We start from the raw sequence: 18267 nt of genomic DNA, 5'->3' as shown, positions 1-18267 counted from the left end.
AAGATGCGCCCTGAAGCCGATAGAATAGCCAGAGAATTTGCCATCAACTGATAACCCATAACAAAGGTGATGCAAGTGGTCCGCACGCTCTCCAACTTTTTTACCACCATCATGCAGCGCTGGCTGCCGGACGCCTTCATCTTTGCCATTATCCTGACCTTCATCGTGTTCCTTGCGGGCATACTGGGGGAGGGGCACGCCCCCGCCGAGATGGTCCAGTTCTGGGGTGACGGCATCTGGAACCTGCTGGTATTTTCCATGCAGGTTACCATCAGCCTGGTCACCGGCAGCGTGCTGGCGCAAACCAGGGCGGTAAAAAAAGTGCTTCGATCGCTGGCCTCGCTGGCCAGGACTCCCGGCCAGGCCATCCTGCTGATGACCTTTATTTCGCTGATATGCGGCTGGATCAGCTGGGCGTTTGGCTTGATCGCCAGCGCGCTGATGGCGCGGGAAATTGCCCGCCATGTCAAAGGGGTACACTACCCGCTGCTGGTGGCGGCGGCCTATTCCGGCATGGTGATCTGGCACGCCGGGCTATCCGGCTCCATCCCCCTGAAAATCGCCGTGTCCGATGGCGATGTGCTCAGCAAGCTGATGAATGGCATCACCATCCCCCTCAGCGAGACGATCTTCAGTTGGCAGGTGCTGCTGATCAGCGCGCTGGTACTGGCAACCCTGCCATTGATATTCCGCCTGATGATGCCGCCCCCGGAAGAGACCAGGGAAGTCGATGCCCACCAGCTCGGCGAGGTGGAGCAGGTCGCCATCCACATCAACACACCCTCCGACCGCATCGAGCACAGCCGCCTGCCGACACTCCTGCTGGGGCTATTGGGGGGCTATTACCTGGTGGGCTTCTTCCTCGACGGCGGCAGTGTCGGCCTCAACACCCTGAACCTGATCTTTCTCGTCACCGGACTGCTGCTCCATCAATCCACCACCAGTTACCTGGCCGCCGTCAGTGAAGCGGTCAAAGGGTTGTCGGGAATCGTGCTGCAATTCCCGCTCTATGCGGGGATCATGGGTATGATGGCCCAATCCGGGCTGGCGGCATCGGTCTCCGCCTGGTTTATTGATATTTCTACAGCCGACACCTTCAACCTGTTCACCTTCCTCAGCGCCGGCATTGTCAATTTCTTTGTCCCCTCCGGCGGCGGACAGTGGGCGGTGCAGGCCCCCATTGTTATCCCCGCTGCCCAGTCTCTCGGCATCCCGCTGAACCATGCCGCCATGGCCATTGCCTTCGGCGATGCCTGGACCAACATGGTACAGCCGTTCTGGGCATTGCCCCTGCTCGGTATCGCCCGGCTCGGCATTCGCGACATTATGGGTTACTGCACCGTGGCACTGTTGTGGACTGGGCTGTTGTACGGGCTGGCGATGGTGGTTATTTTCTAATGCGCCATCTCGCCTGCGCCAAGCTGGCAGCGAGCATCGCAGAGTCCGTGCGGTGAACATTAAATCGAGCGTTCACCACCGCGACAAAGGCTGCCTGGCGGTGGTCTGGTTGTGGTAGATTGCCGCCATCATAAAGAAACTGTTTCGCACACTGTCACTACGACCACCTGTCCCGTTAAAATCACTCCTATTGGAAACCAGGCCAAACTGCAATGAAACTAACAGCTCGCCCAGTCCCTCTAACTACACTCGGGAAGAACCAACCGACCTCACTGTCAAGCCGTTAAAAAGTACCTTCATCTATGAAAAAACACTTTTGGTCCCTATTGTTACTTTTGGTCAGTCTGCCCCTCTACGCCGGCCTTGGCGATTATTTCCGCACTGCGGACGGCCATACCAACTGGCAGTACGTCGCCAACTGGTCCAGCGGCATACTAATTCTGCTGCTCTCCATTACAGTCGTCACCCTGTTGTTCAGCCGGCTTCAGGCCTACCGGGCAAACAAGGCGCTGGAAGCCATACGGCAGGACCTCGAACAGCGTGTCAAGGAGCGCACCGCAACCCTGGATGAGTCCAACCGCCTGTTACTCGAGGCAAACCAGTTGCTGCAAGGAGAAATCGCCCAGCACAGGGAAACCTCCAATCGCCTGCGTTCATCGGAATCCTATATACGCGATATCCTGAGCTCAATGCCCCTGATACTGATCGGTTTGACGGAACAGGGGGAGGTCACCCAATGGAACCGCAGGGCCGAAGAGATTACCGGGATCCCGGCCAGCAAGGCCCTGGGCCAAAACCTTTGGCAAACCTACCCGACCATCACCCTCAGTAAAAGCCAGGTCAAACAGGCACTGGAGCAGCAGAAGACCCTCACCATCAAGCACAGCCAACGGGGTCAATATCATTTTGATATCACAATTTATCCACTGCAGGAGCACGGTGAAACCGGTGCAGTGGTGCTGATCGACGATGTTACCCAGCATGTGCTGGCTGCCAATATGCTGATCCAGCGGGACAAAATGTCGTCCATGGGGGAGCTGGCCGCCACCATGGCCCACGACATCAACCCACCCTTGCAGCAGATTCTTGAAGACATGGAGACCGTCAAGCGCACCTTGCGCGCGACAGACCTACCCTCGAGCGCACAGCAGACCATCACCCAACTTATGGACGAAACCAGTCACCAGGGCGCGCAGGCCCTGGCGATTATTCAGAATTTACTGGATTTTGCCCAAAGTCGGGGAGGTGAACGGCGCCCGGCCAATGTCATCGACATCATCGAACACAGCCTCCAGTTGGCCAACGATGTCCTCTCCGTGCCCTCGGGGCTGCGATTCAGGGACATCAGCATTGAGCGCCATTACAGCCAGCCCCTTCCCCAGGTTCCCTGCTACGTTGCCGAATTACAGCAGGTATTCCTGAGCCTGTTCCGGCATGCCTGTCATGCCCTGGGACAGGTTCAGCGGGCCGGGCATACGCCCATCGTCCGGCTGCAGGTGATGGTTTGCTACGATATGCTGTGGATCAAGGTGCAACATAATGGCGCCGGTATCAGCAACGAGGAACAACAGTATCTTTTCGAACCGTTTTTTACCCACACCACCGGCAAGGCTGAAGACTATGATGCCGGCAAGCGACTGTCATTTTCGCACTTCATCATTACCGAGCAGCACCGCGGCCAGCTGGCCGTCACCTCGGATGTCAACGTGGGCACCACCTTCCATATTCAGTTGCCCCTAGCCTAGGCCGGCCCAGGGGTACAGGTCTACATTGCGGGACTGGGATAACCTTCAGGATTTTGCTGTTGCCAGTGCCAGCTGTCGCGCATCATATCCTCCAGGCTATGGCGGGACTTCCAACCCAGTTCCCGAGCCGCCCGGCTCGGGTCTGACCAGCATGCCGCCACATCACCGGGCCGCCGCTCGACCACCTTGTAGTGAATGGCGCGGCCGGAGACAGACTCAAATGCCCGGATCATCTCCAACACGGAGTAGCCCGATCCCGTACCCAGGTTCCAGGCTCGACACCCGGCCCCGCTGTCCGATTCCGTCAATTTCCGCAGCGCGCAAACATGCCCCTCCGCCAGGTCCATCACGTGCAGATAGTCGCGCACGCCAGTGCCGTCGGGGGTCGGATAGTCGTCACCAAACACCGACAACTGCTGCAACTTGCCCACCGCAACCTGGGTGATATAGGGCATCAGGTTACTGGGGATACCGCGCGGGTCTTCGCCAATCAGGCCGCTGCTGTGTGCCCCGGCGGGATTGAAATAGCGCAACAGGCCTATTTTCCAGAATGGTTTGCCCGACAGCCTGTCGGCGTCCGCCAGATCGCGGAGCATATCTTCGATCATCAGCTTGGAACGGCCGTAGGGGTTGGTGGTCTGTAACGGAAAATCCTCGCCGATGGGCGTCGTTGCGGGATCACCATAAACGGTGGCAGAGGAACTGAAAATAAAGGTGCCCAGCCCGGCAGCCCGCATAGCCTCGAGAATGGTCAGCGCGCCCGCAACATTATTGCGGTAGTAACTCAACGGGGCTGTGCACGACTCGCCGACCGCCTTGAGGCCGGCAAAATGCATGACGGCATCCACGGACTCCCGCCTGAACAGCTCATCAAGGGTTTGGCGGTCGTTGACATCGGCCTCCAGTACGGCGAAATCCCGGGACGTAATCTGTCCAACCCGCTGCAGTGACGTACGGCAACTGTTGGAAAAATTGTCCAGCACCACAACGTCGTGGCCGGCCTCTAGCAGCGACACACAGGCGTGGCTGCCAATGTAGCCGGCCCCACCGGTTACCAATACTTTCACTTGTCTCTACGCTCTGTAAAACTATCGAGGCATTATCCCACAGGGAATGTTGCAAGGAAGAGAAAAAATACAGCCAAAAAAAACCGAGCTATATGCCCGGTTTTTTTACGACTGCGGTTGAGCGCGAAAGCTTTATTCGTCGCCGTCGTTCAGTTCGACTGCTTCGACATCCGGACGGTCAACCAACTCAACATAGGCCATTGGCGCGGCGTCACCGGAGCGCAGCCCGCATTTCAGGATGCGGATGTAACCACCGGGACGGGCTTCGTAGCGCGGGCCCAGCTCGCCGAACAGTTTACCCACAGTAGACTTGCAGCGCAGACGGCTGAAGGCCAAGCGACGGTTGGCAACACTGTCCTGCTTGGCCAGCGTGATCAGCGGCTCGGCAAAACGGCGCAGTTCTTTCGCCTTGGGCAGAGTGGTTTTAATCAGCTCATGTTCGACCAGTGAGGCTGTCATATTGCGGAACATGGCGCGACGGTGCGCACCAGTACGGCTTAATTTGCGGCCACTATAACGATGACGCATGGTTCTACTTCCTTTAAAAGTGTTGCTATCGCAGCAATAAACTCGGTTTAACAGGTGCCAGAAGGCTGGCTAACCCCATCAATTAAATATGGTCACTCTCGGTGCGCAGACTGGAGGGCGGCCAGTTTTCCAGGCGCATACCCAGAGACAAACCGCGAGATGCCAGGACATCCTTGATTTCCGTGAGTGACTTTTTGCCCAGGTTCGGCGTTTTCAGCAATTCAACTTCCGTGCGCTGAATCAGGTCGCCGATGTAGTAAATGCTCTCGGCCTTCAGACAGTTGGCGGAGCGCACGGTCAATTCCAGATCATCGACCGGACGCAACAGAATCGGATCGACTTCCTCTTCCTTCTCAACGGGCTCGGACAGGCTTTCACTCTCCAGGTCCACGAACACGGCCAACTGTTGCTGGAGGATCGTGGCGGCACGACGGATGGCTTCTTCCGGATCGATGGTGCCATTGGTTTCCAGATCCAGAACCAGCTTATCCAGGTTGGTGCGCTGCTCTACACGAGCACTCTCGACCACATAGGCGACACGGCGAACCGGGCTGAAGGTTGCATCCAACTGCAGCCGACCGATGGAACGGGTTTCTTCCTCGTCGCTGGAACGACTGTCTGCGGGCTGGTAGCCGCGACCGCGCACAACATGAAGAGTCATTTCCAGAGCGGTGTCACCGGTGATATTGGCGATCACGTGCTCCGGATTTTTGATCTCAGTACTGTTGTCCACCTGAATGTCACCGGCAGTCACCACGCCTTTACCCTTTTTATTCAGAGTAAGGGTAACTTCGTCCTTCTCATGCAGGACGATGGCAACATCCTTCAGATTCAGAAGAATTTCAATCACATCTTCCTGAACGCCTTCAATGCTGCTGTACTCATGCAGGACGCCATTGATCTCCACCTCGACAATCGCGGCACCGCCCATCGAAGAAAGCAGGATGCGACGCAGGGCGTTGCCCAGGGTGTGACCAAATCCGCGCTCAAGTGGCTCAAGAACAACTTTGGCGCGAGTGGGACCAAACTCGGTTACATCAATGTTTCGCGGTGTCAAAAAATCATTTACTGATATCTGCATATCTATTCCTGCTCGATGGCGTCGCTTAACTGTCTGTTGAACTACAGTGCGTTACTTGGAGTAGAGCTCCACAATGAGGTTTTCATTGATTTCGGCAGGAAGATCAGCGCGCTCGGGACCGCGTTTGAAAACACCTTCCAGTTTGCTGGCATCCACTTCCATCCATTCGACCAGGCCGCGCTGGGTAGCAATCTGCATGGCAGATTGAATGCGCAGTTGGTTCTTGGCTTTCTCACGGATGGTGATCACATCGCCGTCCGCGACGCGGTAGGAAGGAATGTTGACCTTCTTGCCGTTGACGAGAATGGAGCTGTGTGAAACCAGTTGGCGAGATTCTGCACGCGTGGCACCAAAACCCATGCGATAAACAACATTGTCGAGACGGCGCTCGAGCAATTGCAGCAGGTTTTCACCGGTTGCGCCTTTCAGACGGGCAGCTTCCTTGTAGTAGTTGCGGAATTGCTTCTCCAGCACGCCGTAGAGACGGCGAACTTTTTGCTTCTCACGCAGCTGAATACCATAGTCAGAGAGACGACCACGGCGCTGACCGTGTTGTCCGGGCGCACTTTCTGCGCGGCACTTGGATTCCAGAGGACGAATACCGCTCTTCAGGAAAAGGTCGGTGCCTTCGCGACGGGAAAGCTTACAAGTCGGTCCGAGATATCTTGCCATTAGTTCACTATCCTCGTTATACCCGACGTTTTTTCGGCGGACGGCATCCGTTGTGCGGGATCGGCGTCACGTCGGTAATATTGGTAATTTTGTAACCGGTATTGTTCAGGGCGCGCACCGCGGATTCACGGCCGGGGCCCGGACCTTTTACCTGTACGTCCAGGTTTTTCAAACCGTACTCCTGAGCGGCGAGACCAGCGCGTTCAGCGGCGACCTGTGCGGCGAACGGAGTACTCTTGCGCGAACCGCGGAAGCCGGAGCCGCCGGAGGTTGCCCAGCTCAGGGTATTACCCTGACGATCAGTGATGGTCACAATCGTGTTGTTAAATGAGGCATGGATATGTGCCACACCGTCAACGACGGTCTTTTTAACCTTCTTACGAACAGTTTTTTGTCCAGGCTTTGCCATTTGTCTGCTTTCCTATCGCTTGATGGGCTTGCGAGGGCCTTTACGCGTGCGCGCATTTGTCTTGGTGCGCTGGCCACGCAAAGGCAGGCCACGGCGATGACGGAGGCCGCGGTAACAACCGAGATCCATCAATCGCTTGATATTCATACTGACCTCACGACGCAGGTCACCTTCCACAGTGCGTTCGCCTACAGCATTGCGCACAGCGTCCATCTGCTCGTCGTTCAGATCGGCAATTTTAACATCTTCAGCAATACCAACCTGGGCACAAATCGCCTTGGCAGTGGTACGACCTACCCCGAAAACATAGGTAAGTGAGATCACCGCATGTTTGTTATCAGGGATGTTGACACCGGCAATACGGGCCATCACTACACTCCACTTTAATGTTTAACTGTTGTCCGGCTAATCTTTGCCTGACTTGCCATACACGGCAGGCCAAAAAGGCGCAAGAGGATAGCTTTCAAGACAATAAAAATCAATAACTCCGTGCAATTAACCCTGACGCTGCTTGTGGCGGGGTTCAGCACTGCAAATTACTCTTACAACACTTTTGCGTTTTACAACCTTACAGTTGCGACACATTTTTTTTACAGAAGCACGTACTTTCATTTCGTCACCTCAACTCCTACTAGCGGACTCTACTGCCGTAGCCCTTCAAATTTGATTTTTTCATCAAGGAATCGTATTGATGAGACATCAAATGAGACTGGACCTGCGCCATGAAATCCATGGTTACTACTACTGCAATCAACAGCGATGTGCCACCCAGATAGAAGGGCACATTGAAATAAACATTCAAGAACTGCGGCAGCAGACAGACAAAGGTCATGTAAAGGCCGCCGATCAGTGTCAATTTGGACATGACACCATCTATGTATTTTGCCGTCTGTTCACCGGGCCGAATACCAGGCAGGAAGGCACCGCCGCGCTTCAGGTTATCCGCCATCTCTCTCGGGTTGAACATCAGCGCCGAGTAAAAGAAACAGAAGAAAATAATCAATCCCGCAAACAGCAATACATGCAGCGGCTGTCCCGGACCAATAAGCAACGCGACATCCTGCAGCCAGTCCGGGCTGTCCGCACCTTGCCCAAACCACTGAGCAATAGACGCCGGGAACAACAGAATACTGCTGGCAAAGATCGCCGGAATCACACCTGCCATATTCACCTTCAGCGGCAGGTGACTGCTTTGTGCAGGACCGCGACCGGGCTGGCGTTGAGCATAGTTGACCGTGATACGACGCTGGCCTCGCTCAATAAAGACCACGAAGTAAACCACCGCTATCGCCAGCAGACCGACGAACAAAAGCGCCAGAATATGCAGGTCACCCTGCCGAGAGGATTCGAACGCCTGACCGATAGCCGACGGAATTCCTGCGACAATACCGGCAAAGATCAGCATGGAGATACCGTTGCCGACGCCGCGCTCGGTGATCTGCTCACCCAACCACATCATGAAAACAGCACCGGTGACCAGCGATACCACCGCGATAAAATAGAAGCTGAAGTCGGCGGTGAAAGCCAGACCCTGTCCGGCCAGGCCAACCGACATACCAATTGCCTGCACAGTAGCCAGCAACACCGTGCCGTAGCGGGTGTACTGGTTGATCTTGCGACGACCGGCATCACCTTCTTTCTTCAGCTGCTCCAGGGACGGGGTAACGGCCGTCATCAACTGCATAATGATAGAGGCAGAGATGTACGGCATGATGCCGAGCGCCATGATACTCATGCGCTCCAACGCCCCACCGGAAAACATGTTGAACATGCCGATGATCGTGCCCTGATTCTGATTGAACAGATCAGCCAGCCGATCGGGATCAATCCCCGGCACGGGGATATGGGTACCGATACGGTAAATCACCAGAGCGAGGAATAAAAAGCGAAGGCGAGCCCACAGCTCGCCCAAACCTTTTATGTTGCCCTGCGGCATGTTCCCGGGTTTGGCCATCAGGCGTTACTCTTCGACCTTGCCGCCAGCAGCTTCAATAGCAGCCAGCGCACCTTTGGTAACACGCAGTCCCTTGACGGTAACTGCCTTGTTCAGTTCGCCGGACAAGAAGACCTTGGCGCGGGAAATGGAGCCATTGATCAAACCTGCGGCGCGCAGAGACGCGATATCAACCACATCGCCTGCAACGCTGTTCAGCTCACTCAAGCGGATCTCAGCGGTAATCCGTGAAATACGTGAAGTGAAACCGTATTTCGGCAGGCGCTTCTGCAACGGCATTTGGCCGCCCTCGAAACCGGGACGAACACTGCCACCGGAGCGAGCTTTTTGACCTTTGTGGCCACGGCCAGCAGTTTTACCCAGGCCGCTGCCGATACCACGACCGACGCGCTTGCCTTCTTTAATTCTGCCGGGTGCGGGACTAAGCGTATTCAGACGCATGATTACTCTCCCTCAACCTTAACCATATAGTTAACTTTATTGATCATACCGCGCACCGAGGGAGTGTCTTCGACTTCCACAGTGTGGTTGATCCGACGCAGGCCGAGCCCGGCCACACAGGCTTTGTGTGATGCCAGACGACCGTGGACGCTGCGCACCTGGGTAACCTTGATTTTCTTAACGTTCGTCATGGTAAAGCTTCCGTTGTACTTCGCTCGGCATCAGCCGCCGTCTTAATTCAGAATTTCTTCTACGCTTTTGCCGCGTTTTGCTGCCACTTCTTCTGGCGAGCGCATGGTTTTCAGCGCCTTGAAGGTGGCGCGAACCACGTTCACCGGATTGGTGGAGCCATAACATTTGGCCAATACGTTTTGCACACCCGCGATCTCAAGTACAGCGCGCATGGCACCGCCGGCGATGACACCGGTACCTTCAGAGGCCGGCTGCATATAGACTTTGGAGGCACCGTGGTTGGCCTTAGTGGGGTACTGGATAGTAGTACCCTTCAGGTCTACCTGAATCATGTTGCGGCGGGCCGATTCCATGGCTTTCTGGATAGCCTGGGGCACTTCACGTGCCTTGCCGCGACCGAAGCCCACTTTACCGTTGCCGTCGCCGACGACAGTCAATGCAGTGAAAGCAAAAATGCGTCCACCTTTAACCGTTTTGGCAACGCGGTTTACCTGCACCAGCTTTTCCTGCAGGCCTTCGTCCGCAACTGCTGTATCTTTTTGATCTCTCGACATAACGCTAAACCTTTAGAATTCCAGTCCGGCTTCACGGGCGGCATCCGCCAAAGCCTTTACACGACCGTGATATTTAAAACCACTGCGGTCAAATGCAACCTTGGTTACACCCGCTTCTTTGGCGCGCTCGGCAATCAGCGCACCAACGGTTTTAGCCGCGTCGACATTGCCAGTCTGACCGGCACGCAGCGCCTTATCCAGTGTGGATGCACTGGCCAGCACGCGACCGCCATCGGGTGAAATCACCTGCGCGTAAATATGACGCGGGGTGCGATTGACACACAGACGGTTGGCGCCCAACTCGCGAATCTTGCAGCGGGCACGGCGTGCACGACGCAAACGTGATTGTTTCTTGTCGCTCATAATCCTGACCTATTTCTTCTTCGCTTCTTTACGATGTACTTTTTCATCCGCGTAGCGAACACCTTTACCCTTGTAAGGCTCCGGCGGACGGAAGGCACGGATCTCCGACGCCACCTGACCGAGCAACTGCTTGTCAGCTGCTTTCAGCAAGATTTCTGTCTGGCTCGGGCACTCGGCAGTGACGCCTTCCGGCAGTTGATACTCAACCGGATGAGAGAAGCCCAGTGTCAGATTGATTTTGTTTCCCTGCGCCTGGGCGCGATAACCAACACCGATGAGCTGCAGTTTCTTTTGAAAACCTTCACTGACACCAACAACCATATTGTTGACCAGTGCACGGGTAGTCCCGGCCATGGCATTGGCTTGCTTGCCGCCATCTTTAGCGGCAAACGTCAGCACATTGTCATCTTGCTTGATTTCAACATTGCTGCTCACCGCCATCGAGAGTGAGCTGTTGCCACCCTTGACAGTAATTTCACTAAGGCTGAGTTTGACCTCAACACCGGCCGGCAACGTAACCGGACTTTTTGCAACTCTAGACATCTCGACTATCCCGTTAGAAAACTGTGCAGAGAACCTCGCCACCGACACCGGCCGCACGGGCTGCGCGATCAGTCATCACACCCTTGCTGGTGGAGACGATAGAGACACCCAGGCCACCACGAACATTCGGCAGCTCACCAGCACCGGCGTATTGACGCAGGCCTGGACGGCTGTAGCGAGCGATCGCTTCGATGACTGGCTTGCCCTCAAAATACTTCAGGGTCAGCGTCAGTTCGGGCTTGGCACTTTCGGCCACGCTCAAATCGTTGATATAACCTTCATCTTTAAGCACCCGGGCAACGGCCACTTTCAGCTTGGAGGAAGGCATGGAGACACTTTTCTTTCCCGCCATCTGCGCGTTGCGGATGCGGGTCAGCATGTCTGCCAGAGAATCTTGCATGCTCATCAGTTTAATTCCTCAATTGACCGCGGCTTACCAGCTCGCCTTGACCAGGCCAGGCACGTCACCACGCATCGCGGCTTCACGCAACTTGTTACGGCACAGACCAAACTTCCGATAAACGCCGTGTGGGCGGCCAGTCTGACGACAGCGACTGCGCTGACGGCAGGGGCTGGCATCGCGCGGCAGTTGCTGCAGCTTCAGCTGAGCTTCCCAGCGCTCTTCTTCGGTGCTGGAAGCACTGTTGATAACAGCCTTCAGCGCAGCGCGCTTTTCAGCAAATTTAGCGACTGTAAGTGTGCGCTTCTTTTCGCGCTCAACCATGGATCTCTTAGCCATTTATCTCACCTCATCCTTTCAGCGGAAAGCTGAATGCGCGGAGCAGTGCACGACCTTCGTCGTCGTTGCGAGCTGTGGTAGTAATCGTGATATCCATACCACGCAGGGCATCAACCTTGTCGTACTCGATCTCGGGGAAAATGATCTGCTCATTCACACCCATGGAGAAATTGCCGCGACCGTCAAACGACTTGGGGCTGATGCCGCGGAAGTCGCGGATGCGCGGAATCGCAATCGAGATCAATCTCTCCAAAAATTCGTACATACGCTCGCTGCGCAGGGTCACCTTGCAGCCAATCGGCCAGCCTTCCCGCACCTTAAAGCCCGCAATGGATTTGCGCGCCTTGGTCACTACCGGCTTTTGCCCGGAGATCATGGCCATATCGGCGACCGCACTTTCCAGCGCTTTCTTATCGGCCAGGGCTTCACCGACACCCATATTCAGGGTAATTTTGGTGATCTTCGGCACTTCCATCACATTCGCCAGGCCAAGCTCTTCTCGCAGCTTGGGAGCAATCTCTTTTTTGTAAACTTCTTTCAGCCTTGCCATGTCAGTTTCCTGTCAAATTAGGCGTCAACGGCTTCGCCGTTGGATTTGAAAACGCGGATTTTCTTGCCGTCTTCAAGGACTTTAAAACCAACCCGGTCGGCTTTCTGGGTGCCGCCGTTGAAGATAGCCACGTTGGAAGCCTCGATAGAAGCCTCTTTTTCAATGATGCCGCCAGCAATATTCATTTGCGGATTCGGCTTCTGGTGTTTCTTGATCATATTGATGCCGGAAACCAGCAGGCGACCATCGGCCTGTACTTTCAGTACCTTGCCGCGTTTGCCTTTGTCTTTCCCGGCAATCACGATGATTTCATCATCACGTTTGAGCTTGCGCATAACCCTTTCCTCTCCTCCGGCTTAGAGCACTTCAGGTGCCAGAGAGATAATTTTCATAAACCGTTCACTGCGCAGCTCGCGAGTAACGGGCCCGAAAATGCGGGTACCGATCGGCGAAAGCTGCGTATTCAAGAGAACCGCGGCATTATCATCGAACTTGATCAGGCTGCCATCCTGACGACGGACACCTTTCTTGGTGCGAACCACAACCGCGTTCATCACCTGACCTTTTTTTACCTTGCCGCGCGGAATCGCTTCCTTAACGGTAACCTTGATAATGTCACCTATGCCGGCATAACGGCGATGCGAGCCACCCAACACCTTGATACACATCACGCGACGCGCACCGCTGTTGTCTGCCACATCCAGATAACTTTCTGTCTGAATCATCGTATCTCTCCGAACCCGTTACTGCTGCTCGCCGATTAAACTTCGGCAGCACGCTCATCAATGTTGACCAGCGTCCAGGATTTTGTCTTGGACAGTGGACGAGATTCCGCAATGGTCACCTGATCACCGGCCCGACACTGGTTTTCTTCGTCGTGAGCCTTGATTTTGGTGGACTTGTTAACGATCTTCCCATACACCGGGTGTTTAACGCGGCGTTCGATCAGCACGGTAATGGATTTATCCATCTTGTCACTGATAACACGACCAGTCAGCGTGCGAGCGTTTTTCTCTGCTTCACTCATCTCAGTTACCCGCTTTCTCATTCAGCACAGTCTTGATGCGCGCAACATTAACGCGCGCCTCTTTGATCTTGTGGCTTTGTCCCAGCTGACCAGTAGAAGCTTGCATCCGCAGTTTGAACTGCTGCTCCTGCTGCTTGGCCAGCTCCTGGCTCAGTTCTTCAACTGACTTTTCACGCAATTCGTTGGCTTTCATCACATCACCGACCGTATAACAAAGGTGGTTTGAAGTGGCAGCTTGGCTGCGGCCAGCGCAAAGGCTTCGCGGGCCAGCTCTTCAGATACACCTTCCATTTCGTAGAGCACCTTGCCGGGCTGAATCTGTGCAACCCAGTATTCGACGTTACCCTTACCTTTACCCATCCGTACTTCAAGGGGCTTCTTGGAAATCGGCTTGTCGGGGAACACCCGAATCCAGATTTTTCCACCCCGCTTGATGTGACGGGTCATTGCCCGACGAGCAGATTCGATCTGGCGCGCAGTAATACGACCGCGCGCAGTGGCCTTCAGGCCAAACTCGCCAAAGCTTATTTTGCTACCGCGCAATGCCAGGCCACGGTTGCGACCCTTGTGTTGCTTACGGAATTTTGTACGTTTCGGTTGCAGCATCTCGCTTGACCCTTAACTCGCAAACTTACTTCTTTTTAGCCGGTGCTTTCTTGGCTGGCGCTTGCGCCGCCTCTTCACCACCAATAACCTCGCCCTTGAAGATCCACACCTTGACACCGATGATGCCGTAGGTGGTTGAACCTTCCGCTGTGCCGTAATCGATATCGGCACGGAGGGTGTGCAGGGGTACACGACCTTCCCGGTACCATTCGGTCCGCGCGATCTCGGCACCGCCGAGACGACCACTGACCTGGATCTTGATACCTTTGGCGCCCTGGCGCATGGCGTTCTGTACCGCACGCTTCATAGCGCGACGGAACATCACACGACGCTCCAACTGTTGAGCCACGTTCTGCGCAACCAGTGTCGCGTCGAGATCGGGCTTGCGCACTTCCTCGATATTGATGTGAACGGGAACACCCATTTGCGCGGACACTTCATTGCGCAGGGCTTCCACATCCTCGCCTTTCTTACCGATCACGATGCCTGGACGGGCAGTGTGAATGGTGATGCGCGCTGTTTGCGCGGGGCGCTCAATTTCGATGCGGCTAACTGATGCGTGGGCCAGCTTCTTGCTGATAAAGGCCCGCACGTTCAGGTCGGCGTTCAACTTGTCTGCATAGTCTTTCTGGCTGGCGAACCAAACAGAGGTATGCTTCTTAACAATACCCAGACGAATGCCAGTTGGATGTACTTTCTGACCCATTAAACGGTCTCCTCGTCGGCAACTTTCACGGTGATGTGACAGGAGCGTTTAAAGATCCGGTCAGCGCGCCCTTTCGCACGGGGCTTGATACGCTTCATGGTTGCGCCTTCGTCCACAAAAATGGTCGACACGCGCAGCTCATCCACATCTGCACCTTCGTTGTGCTCGGCGTTTGCAATCGCAGACTCGAGCACTTTTTTAATAATGGCGGCGCCTTTCTTGGGGCTGAACGCCAGGATATCCAGCGCTTCTTCAACCTGCTTGCCGCGAACTTGATCGGCGACCAGGCGAGCTTTCTGCGCCGACAGTCTGGCTCCGCGTAATTTTGCTGCTACTTCCACAGTCATCTACCTCTCAAACCAACGCTTAGCGCTTGGCCTTTTTGTCCGCGATATGACCGCGGAAGGTGCGCGTCGGGGCAAACTCACCGAGTTTATGCCCAACCATTTCTTCGTTGACCATCACCGGTACATGCTGACGTCCGTTGTGTACGGCGATAGTCAGACCGACCATATCGGGGCTGATCATGGAACGACGCGACCAGGTTTTGATCGGACGTCTGTCATTTTTTTCCAGCGCTTCATCTACCTTCTTTACCAGGTGCAGGTCGATGAACGGGCCTTTCTTGAGAGAGCGTGGCACTATTGTTTCCTCTTCTCTATCAATTACTTGTCGCGACGGCGCACAATCATATTGTTAGTGCGCTTGTTCTTGCGAGTTTTGTAACCCTTGGTGGGAATACCCCAGGGAGTAACCGGGTGACGACCACCAGAGGTGCGTCCTTCACCACCGCCGTGCGGGTGATCAACCGGGTTCATCACAACACCGCGAACGGTGGGACGAACGCCGCGCCAGCGAGTAGCACCGGCCTTACCCAGAGAGCGCAAATTGTGCTCACTGTTGGAGACTTCACCGATGGTAGCGCGACAATCTACCGGCACTTTACGCATTTCACCACTGCGCAGACGCAAAGTGGCGTACTGACCTTCGCGGGCCACCAGCTGCACTGCGGCACCGGCACTGCGTCCCAGCTGAGCACCCTTGCCGGGCTTCATCTCGATACAGTGAATCACTGTACCGACGGGAATGTTTCGCAGCGGCAGAGTATTGCCAACCTTGATCGCCGCATCGACACCGGACTGAATGCTGTCACCCGCCTTCAGGCCCTTCGGCGCGATAATGTAGCGGCGCTCACCGTCGGCATAACACACCAGCGCGATGTAAGGGGTGCGATTGGGATCGTACTCCAGGCGCTCTACTTTCGCGGTCACGCCATCTTTCTGGCGCTTAAAATCGATCACACGGTAGTGCTGTTTGTGTCCACCACCCACGTGACGGGTAGTGATCCGGCCGTTATTGTTACGACCGCCGGACTTACTTTTCTTTTCCAACAAAGGCGCATAGGGCGCACCTTTATGCAGATCCGGATTGACGACGCTGACAACAAAGCGGCGACCGGGAGACGTTGGTTTTCTCTTAACAACAGGCATCTCGATAACCCCTTATTCAGCTACCGCAAAGTCAATCTCTTGACCCTGCTCCAATCGGACATACGCCTTTTTCCAGTCAGAGCGCTTGCCAAGACCCACACGAGTGCGCTTGGTTTTGCCCTTGACGTTGGTGACGCGAACATCGGCCACCTTGACGTTAAACAGCTTCTCTACCGCCGCCTTGACTTCAGGCTTGGTGGCATCACCAGACACCTTGAACACAACCTGGTTCTGGCTATCTGCAACGCTGGCAGTTTTTTCAGTAATGTGCGGACTCAGCAGCACTTTGAAGATGCGCTCTTGATTCATACCAGCATCTCCTCAATCTTTTTCAGAGCGGGCACAGTAACCAGCACTTTTTCAAAACGAATCAGGCTGACCGGATCGACACCTACCGCATCGCGCACGTCTACTTTGTGAAGATTGCGTGATGACAGGTACAGGTTTTCAGTGACTTCTTCCGTCACGATCAACACATCCTGAACACCGTACTCGCCAAGCTTCGCTACCAGCGCCTTGGTTTTTGGGGCGTCCAGATCGAAGGCCTCAACCACCACCAGACGCTCCTGACGAGCCAGCTCAGAGAGGATTGAACGCAGCGCAGCGCGGTACATCTTGCGGTTCAGCTTCTGCGAATGATCCTGCGGCTTGGCTGCAAACGTGACACCACCAGTGCGCCAGATCGGCGAACGAATGGTGCCGGCGCGAGCGCGACCGGTACCCTTTTGACGCCAGGGCTTCTTGCCGCCACCACTCACTTCAGAGCGAGTCTTCTGGGCGCGAGTACCTTGACGGGCACCGGCCAGATAAGCGGTTACCGCTTGATGCACCAGATCCTGGTTAAATTCTTTGCCGAAGGCCGCATCAGAAACTTCTACCGTTCCCGCGCTACCTTTGGGTGTTGCTATATTCAATTCCATCGATGATCCCCTCAGCCCTTCACAGCAGCACGAATGATCACGTCACCACCCGGCGCACCAGGCACAGCCCCTTTAATCAGGAGCAAGTTACGTTCGGCATCAACACGGACAACTTCAAGGTTCTGCGTAGTAACACGCTCCGCACCCATATGGCCGCACATCTTCTTACCTTTAAATACGCGACCCGGGGTTTGACACTGGCCAATGGAGCCAGGGGCACGGTGGGACAGAGAGTTGCCGTGAGTGGCATCCTGCATGCTGAAATTCCAGCGCTTGATGACACCCTGAAAGCCTTTACCCTTGGAAGTGCCGGTCACATCAATTTTCTGGCCAGCTTCGAACTGCTCAACAGTGATGGTGCCGCCAACCTGCAGCTCATCCTGAAGACCGTCTACACGAAACTCCCAGCAACCGCGGCCAGCCTCGACACCCGCCTTGGCAAAATGCCCGGCTTGTGACTTGCTTACACGGGAGGCGCGACGGGCACCAGCAGTCACCTGCACAGCCACATAGCCGTCAGTTTCACCGTCTTTTATCTGGGTAATGCGATTCGGCTCCGCCTCGATCACTGTGACCGGGATGGAAACACCCTCGTCGGTAAATACGCGAGTCATGCCGCATTTGCGGCCGACAATACCAATATTCATTTGTATAACCTCATAGTGTACGGGGCTGTCACCCGCTATGGCCGCCCATTTCAGAGCGTTACACCCACCTGGCGTTGGCCCGGCCTGGGTTTTGTTGCGATGGCGCTTATGTCAGGCTGATTTGAACCTCAACACCAGCAGCCAGATCCAGCTTCATCAAGGCATCGACAGTTTTTTCTGTCGGCTCAACAATATCCAGCATCCGTTTGTGGGTGCGGATCTCGTACTGATCACGCGCGTCTTTGTTGACGTGCGGTGAAATCAATACAGTAAAGCGTTCTTTGCGAGTCGGCAGCGGAATCGGGCCACGAATTTGGGCACCGGTACGCTTGGCCGTCTCAACGATTTCCTGAGTAGAGGCATCAATCAGCTTGTGATCAAATGCCTTCAGGCGAATTCGAATGCGTTGATCCTGCATGGAATCAAACTCCAACTGTCTAAAGAGCCATCGAATCCCGCTCATCGGGACCCGGAAAAACGGAGGCGAGATTCTAAGTCCGCCCCCACCCCCTGTCAAGGAAAAATCCCGACACAGAAAAAGGAATTTATCTCTGCCCGGATTGCTGCTGACACAGCTTTATTTAAAGGATAAAAAGGGGGCCCACAGGGCCCCCTCGGTCGAACGTTTTACGCTT

At 55.1% G+C, this 18267-nt stretch carries 31 protein-coding genes; 2 read left to right on the top strand and 29 right to left on the bottom strand.

Going from position 1 to position 18267, the window contains the following annotated elements:
* Positions 1–75 precede the first annotated feature (75 nt).
* Positions 76–1398, top strand: coding sequence for a short-chain fatty acid transporter (locus ABY948_RS02670; RefSeq protein ID WP_461480964.1), 1323 nt, complete (start codon positions 76–78; stop codon positions 1396–1398).
* 302 nt (positions 1399–1700) lie between these two features.
* The gene (locus tag ABY948_RS02665; protein WP_461480963.1) at positions 1701–3143 is read left to right on the top strand and encodes a two-component system sensor histidine kinase NtrB; all 1443 of its coding nucleotides are present in this window, start codon (positions 1701–1703) and stop codon (positions 3141–3143) included.
* Between the two features lie 20 nt (positions 3144–3163).
* Here ABY948_RS02665 and galE read toward each other — a convergent pair whose 3' ends face one another.
* From galE to rpsJ, 29 genes are all read right to left on the bottom strand, one after another.
* Complete coding sequence (gene galE / locus ABY948_RS02660; RefSeq protein ID WP_461480962.1) at positions 3164–4210, bottom strand: UDP-glucose 4-epimerase GalE; 1047 nt, start codon at positions 4208–4210, stop codon at positions 3164–3166.
* A 132-nt stretch (positions 4211–4342) separates the two neighbouring features.
* The gene (gene rplQ / locus ABY948_RS02655) at positions 4343–4738 is read right to left on the bottom strand and encodes a 50S ribosomal protein L17 (protein WP_461480961.1); all 396 of its coding nucleotides are present in this window, start codon (positions 4736–4738) and stop codon (positions 4343–4345) included.
* 82 nt (positions 4739–4820) lie between these two features.
* Positions 4821–5819 (bottom strand): DNA-directed RNA polymerase subunit alpha, encoded by a 999-nt coding sequence (locus ABY948_RS02650; protein ID WP_461480960.1) that lies wholly within the window; start codon positions 5817–5819, stop codon positions 4821–4823.
* A gap of 51 nt (positions 5820–5870) precedes the next feature.
* Complete coding sequence (gene rpsD, locus ABY948_RS02645; protein ID WP_461480959.1) at positions 5871–6491, bottom strand: 30S ribosomal protein S4; 621 nt, start codon at positions 6489–6491, stop codon at positions 5871–5873.
* A 16-nt stretch (positions 6492–6507) separates the two neighbouring features.
* A complete protein-coding gene (gene rpsK, locus ABY948_RS02640) occupies positions 6508–6900 on the bottom strand; it encodes a 30S ribosomal protein S11 (protein WP_461480958.1) in 393 nt (130 codons plus the stop codon).
* 12 nt (positions 6901–6912) lie between these two features.
* Complete coding sequence (gene rpsM, locus ABY948_RS02635; protein WP_461480957.1) at positions 6913–7269, bottom strand: 30S ribosomal protein S13; 357 nt, start codon at positions 7267–7269, stop codon at positions 6913–6915.
* A gap of 126 nt (positions 7270–7395) precedes the next feature.
* Positions 7396–7512: a 50S ribosomal protein L36 gene (rpmJ, locus tag ABY948_RS02630; protein WP_081890805.1), complete on the bottom strand. Its 117-nt coding sequence runs from the start codon at positions 7510–7512 to the stop codon at positions 7396–7398.
* A gap of 19 nt (positions 7513–7531) precedes the next feature.
* Positions 7532–8854: a preprotein translocase subunit SecY gene (gene secY, locus ABY948_RS02625; protein ID WP_461480956.1), complete on the bottom strand. Its 1323-nt coding sequence runs from the start codon at positions 8852–8854 to the stop codon at positions 7532–7534.
* Between the two features lie 6 nt (positions 8855–8860).
* Positions 8861–9295, bottom strand: a complete 435-nt coding sequence (rplO, locus tag ABY948_RS02620; RefSeq protein WP_461480955.1) for a 50S ribosomal protein L15 — start codon at positions 9293–9295, stop codon at positions 8861–8863.
* Between the two features lie 2 nt (positions 9296–9297).
* On the bottom strand, positions 9298–9486 hold the full coding sequence (gene rpmD, locus ABY948_RS02615) for a 50S ribosomal protein L30 (protein WP_461480954.1): 189 nt from the start codon (positions 9484–9486) through the stop codon (positions 9298–9300).
* 42 nt (positions 9487–9528) lie between these two features.
* The gene (rpsE, locus tag ABY948_RS02610; protein WP_461480953.1) at positions 9529–10041 is read right to left on the bottom strand and encodes a 30S ribosomal protein S5; all 513 of its coding nucleotides are present in this window, start codon (positions 10039–10041) and stop codon (positions 9529–9531) included.
* Between the two features lie 12 nt (positions 10042–10053).
* Positions 10054–10404 carry a 50S ribosomal protein L18 gene (gene rplR / locus ABY948_RS02605; RefSeq protein WP_461480952.1) on the bottom strand — a complete coding sequence of 117 codons (351 nt, stop codon included), beginning with the start codon at positions 10402–10404 and terminating at the stop codon, positions 10054–10056.
* 9 nt (positions 10405–10413) lie between these two features.
* Complete coding sequence (rplF, locus tag ABY948_RS02600) at positions 10414–10947, bottom strand: 50S ribosomal protein L6 (RefSeq protein WP_461480951.1); 534 nt, start codon at positions 10945–10947, stop codon at positions 10414–10416.
* A 13-nt stretch (positions 10948–10960) separates the two neighbouring features.
* Positions 10961–11353 (bottom strand): 30S ribosomal protein S8, encoded by a 393-nt coding sequence (gene rpsH, locus ABY948_RS02595; RefSeq protein WP_461480950.1) that lies wholly within the window; start codon positions 11351–11353, stop codon positions 10961–10963.
* Between the two features lie 27 nt (positions 11354–11380).
* Positions 11381–11686 (bottom strand): 30S ribosomal protein S14, encoded by a 306-nt coding sequence (gene rpsN, locus ABY948_RS02590; protein ID WP_461480949.1) that lies wholly within the window; start codon positions 11684–11686, stop codon positions 11381–11383.
* Between the two features lie 10 nt (positions 11687–11696).
* On the bottom strand, positions 11697–12236 hold the full coding sequence (gene rplE, locus ABY948_RS02585; protein WP_461480948.1) for a 50S ribosomal protein L5: 540 nt from the start codon (positions 12234–12236) through the stop codon (positions 11697–11699).
* A 17-nt stretch (positions 12237–12253) separates the two neighbouring features.
* Entirely contained in the window at positions 12254–12571 is a 318-nt protein-coding gene (rplX, locus tag ABY948_RS02580) for a 50S ribosomal protein L24 (RefSeq protein ID WP_461480947.1), read from the bottom strand.
* A 21-nt stretch (positions 12572–12592) separates the two neighbouring features.
* A complete protein-coding gene (rplN, locus tag ABY948_RS02575; protein WP_461480946.1) occupies positions 12593–12961 on the bottom strand; it encodes a 50S ribosomal protein L14 in 369 nt (122 codons plus the stop codon).
* Positions 12962–12996: 35 nt separating this feature from the next.
* Positions 12997–13263 (bottom strand): 30S ribosomal protein S17, encoded by a 267-nt coding sequence (rpsQ, locus tag ABY948_RS02570; protein ID WP_461480945.1) that lies wholly within the window; start codon positions 13261–13263, stop codon positions 12997–12999.
* A 1-nt stretch (position 13264) separates the two neighbouring features.
* Complete coding sequence (rpmC, locus tag ABY948_RS02565; RefSeq protein WP_461480944.1) at positions 13265–13456, bottom strand: 50S ribosomal protein L29; 192 nt, start codon at positions 13454–13456, stop codon at positions 13265–13267.
* Positions 13456–13869 carry a 50S ribosomal protein L16 gene (gene rplP / locus ABY948_RS02560; RefSeq protein WP_461480943.1) on the bottom strand — a complete coding sequence of 138 codons (414 nt, stop codon included), beginning with the start codon at positions 13867–13869 and terminating at the stop codon, positions 13456–13458. Before rplP ends, rpmC begins: the two co-directional genes overlap by 1 nt.
* A 25-nt stretch (positions 13870–13894) precedes the next feature.
* The gene (gene rpsC / locus ABY948_RS02555; protein WP_461480942.1) at positions 13895–14575 is read right to left on the bottom strand and encodes a 30S ribosomal protein S3; all 681 of its coding nucleotides are present in this window, start codon (positions 14573–14575) and stop codon (positions 13895–13897) included.
* Entirely contained in the window at positions 14575–14916 is a 342-nt protein-coding gene (gene rplV / locus ABY948_RS02550; protein ID WP_461480977.1) for a 50S ribosomal protein L22, read from the bottom strand. Before rplV ends, rpsC begins: the two co-directional genes overlap by 1 nt.
* 25 nt (positions 14917–14941) lie before the next feature.
* Positions 14942–15217 (bottom strand): 30S ribosomal protein S19, encoded by a 276-nt coding sequence (gene rpsS / locus ABY948_RS02545; RefSeq protein ID WP_461480941.1) that lies wholly within the window; start codon positions 15215–15217, stop codon positions 14942–14944.
* Positions 15218–15240: 23 nt separating this feature from the next.
* Positions 15241–16065, bottom strand: coding sequence for a 50S ribosomal protein L2 (rplB, locus tag ABY948_RS02540; RefSeq protein ID WP_461480940.1), 825 nt, complete (start codon positions 16063–16065; stop codon positions 15241–15243).
* Positions 16066–16077: 12 nt separating this feature from the next.
* Entirely contained in the window at positions 16078–16374 is a 297-nt protein-coding gene (gene rplW, locus ABY948_RS02535) for a 50S ribosomal protein L23 (protein WP_461480939.1), read from the bottom strand.
* The gene (gene rplD, locus ABY948_RS02530) at positions 16371–16985 is read right to left on the bottom strand and encodes a 50S ribosomal protein L4 (RefSeq protein ID WP_461480938.1); all 615 of its coding nucleotides are present in this window, start codon (positions 16983–16985) and stop codon (positions 16371–16373) included. The genes rplW and rplD overlap by 4 nt, the downstream gene beginning before the upstream one ends.
* Before the next feature lie 11 nt (positions 16986–16996).
* Entirely contained in the window at positions 16997–17632 is a 636-nt protein-coding gene (gene rplC / locus ABY948_RS02525; RefSeq protein WP_461480937.1) for a 50S ribosomal protein L3, read from the bottom strand.
* A gap of 106 nt (positions 17633–17738) precedes the next feature.
* The gene (gene rpsJ / locus ABY948_RS02520) at positions 17739–18050 is read right to left on the bottom strand and encodes a 30S ribosomal protein S10 (RefSeq protein ID WP_461480936.1); all 312 of its coding nucleotides are present in this window, start codon (positions 18048–18050) and stop codon (positions 17739–17741) included.
* Between the last annotated feature and the right edge of the window lie 217 nt (positions 18051–18267).

This window comes from Porticoccus sp. (genome assembly GCF_041592135.1).
Classification (GTDB): Bacteria; Pseudomonadota; Gammaproteobacteria; order Pseudomonadales; family Porticoccaceae; genus Porticoccus.
The sequence above is the reverse complement of the archived record's forward strand: the minus strand, read 5'-3'. Positions and strand labels throughout refer to the sequence as shown.

Excerpts from the sequence above, each read along its gene's own strand:
- ABY948_RS02665 (WP_461480963.1), top strand. The coding sequence starts at position 1,701 with ATGAAAAAACACTTTTGGTCCCTATTGTTACTTTTGGTCAGTCTGCCC.
- rplQ (WP_461480961.1), bottom strand. The coding sequence starts at position 4,738 with ATGCGTCATCGTTATAGTGGCCGCAAATTAAGCCGTACTGGTGCGCAC.
- ABY948_RS02650 (WP_461480960.1), bottom strand. The coding sequence starts at position 5,819 with ATGCAGATATCAGTAAATGATTTTTTGACACCGCGAAACATTGATGTA.
- rpsD (WP_461480959.1), bottom strand. The coding sequence starts at position 6,491 with ATGGCAAGATATCTCGGACCGACTTGTAAGCTTTCCCGTCGCGAAGGC.
- rpsK (WP_461480958.1), bottom strand. The coding sequence starts at position 6,900 with ATGGCAAAGCCTGGACAAAAAACTGTTCGTAAGAAGGTTAAAAAGACC.
- rpsM (WP_461480957.1), bottom strand. The coding sequence starts at position 7,269 with ATGGCCCGTATTGCCGGTGTCAACATCCCTGATAACAAACATGCGGTG.
- rpmJ (WP_081890805.1), bottom strand. The coding sequence starts at position 7,512 with ATGAAAGTACGTGCTTCTGTAAAAAAAATGTGTCGCAACTGTAAGGTT.
- secY (WP_461480956.1), bottom strand. The coding sequence starts at position 8,854 with ATGGCCAAACCCGGGAACATGCCGCAGGGCAACATAAAAGGTTTGGGC.
- rplO (WP_461480955.1), bottom strand. The coding sequence starts at position 9,295 with ATGCGTCTGAATACGCTTAGTCCCGCACCCGGCAGAATTAAAGAAGGC.
- rpmD (WP_461480954.1), bottom strand. The coding sequence starts at position 9,486 with ATGACGAACGTTAAGAAAATCAAGGTTACCCAGGTGCGCAGCGTCCAC.
- rpsE (WP_461480953.1), bottom strand. The coding sequence starts at position 10,041 with ATGTCGAGAGATCAAAAAGATACAGCAGTTGCGGACGAAGGCCTGCAG.
- rplR (WP_461480952.1), bottom strand. The coding sequence starts at position 10,404 with ATGAGCGACAAGAAACAATCACGTTTGCGTCGTGCACGCCGTGCCCGC.
- rplF (WP_461480951.1), bottom strand. The coding sequence starts at position 10,947 with ATGTCTAGAGTTGCAAAAAGTCCGGTTACGTTGCCGGCCGGTGTTGAG.
- rpsH (WP_461480950.1), bottom strand. The coding sequence starts at position 11,353 with ATGAGCATGCAAGATTCTCTGGCAGACATGCTGACCCGCATCCGCAAC.
- rpsN (WP_461480949.1), bottom strand. The coding sequence starts at position 11,686 with ATGGCTAAGAGATCCATGGTTGAGCGCGAAAAGAAGCGCACACTTACA.
- rplE (WP_461480948.1), bottom strand. The coding sequence starts at position 12,236 with ATGGCAAGGCTGAAAGAAGTTTACAAAAAAGAGATTGCTCCCAAGCTG.
- rplX (WP_461480947.1), bottom strand. The coding sequence starts at position 12,571 with ATGCGCAAGCTCAAACGTGATGATGAAATCATCGTGATTGCCGGGAAA.
- rplN (WP_461480946.1), bottom strand. The coding sequence starts at position 12,961 with ATGATTCAGACAGAAAGTTATCTGGATGTGGCAGACAACAGCGGTGCG.
- rpsQ (WP_461480945.1), bottom strand. The coding sequence starts at position 13,263 with ATGAGTGAAGCAGAGAAAAACGCTCGCACGCTGACTGGTCGTGTTATC.
- rpmC (WP_461480944.1), bottom strand. The coding sequence starts at position 13,456 with ATGAAAGCCAACGAATTGCGTGAAAAGTCAGTTGAAGAACTGAGCCAG.
- rplP (WP_461480943.1), bottom strand. The coding sequence starts at position 13,869 with ATGCTGCAACCGAAACGTACAAAATTCCGTAAGCAACACAAGGGTCGC.
- rpsC (WP_461480942.1), bottom strand. The coding sequence starts at position 14,575 with ATGGGTCAGAAAGTACATCCAACTGGCATTCGTCTGGGTATTGTTAAG.
- rplB (WP_461480940.1), bottom strand. The coding sequence starts at position 16,065 with ATGCCTGTTGTTAAGAGAAAACCAACGTCTCCCGGTCGCCGCTTTGTT.
- rplW (WP_461480939.1), bottom strand. The coding sequence starts at position 16,374 with ATGAATCAAGAGCGCATCTTCAAAGTGCTGCTGAGTCCGCACATTACT.
- rplD (WP_461480938.1), bottom strand. The coding sequence starts at position 16,985 with ATGGAATTGAATATAGCAACACCCAAAGGTAGCGCGGGAACGGTAGAA.
- rplC (WP_461480937.1), bottom strand. The coding sequence starts at position 17,632 with ATGAATATTGGTATTGTCGGCCGCAAATGCGGCATGACTCGCGTATTT.
- rpsJ (WP_461480936.1), bottom strand. The coding sequence starts at position 18,050 with ATGCAGGATCAACGCATTCGAATTCGCCTGAAGGCATTTGATCACAAG.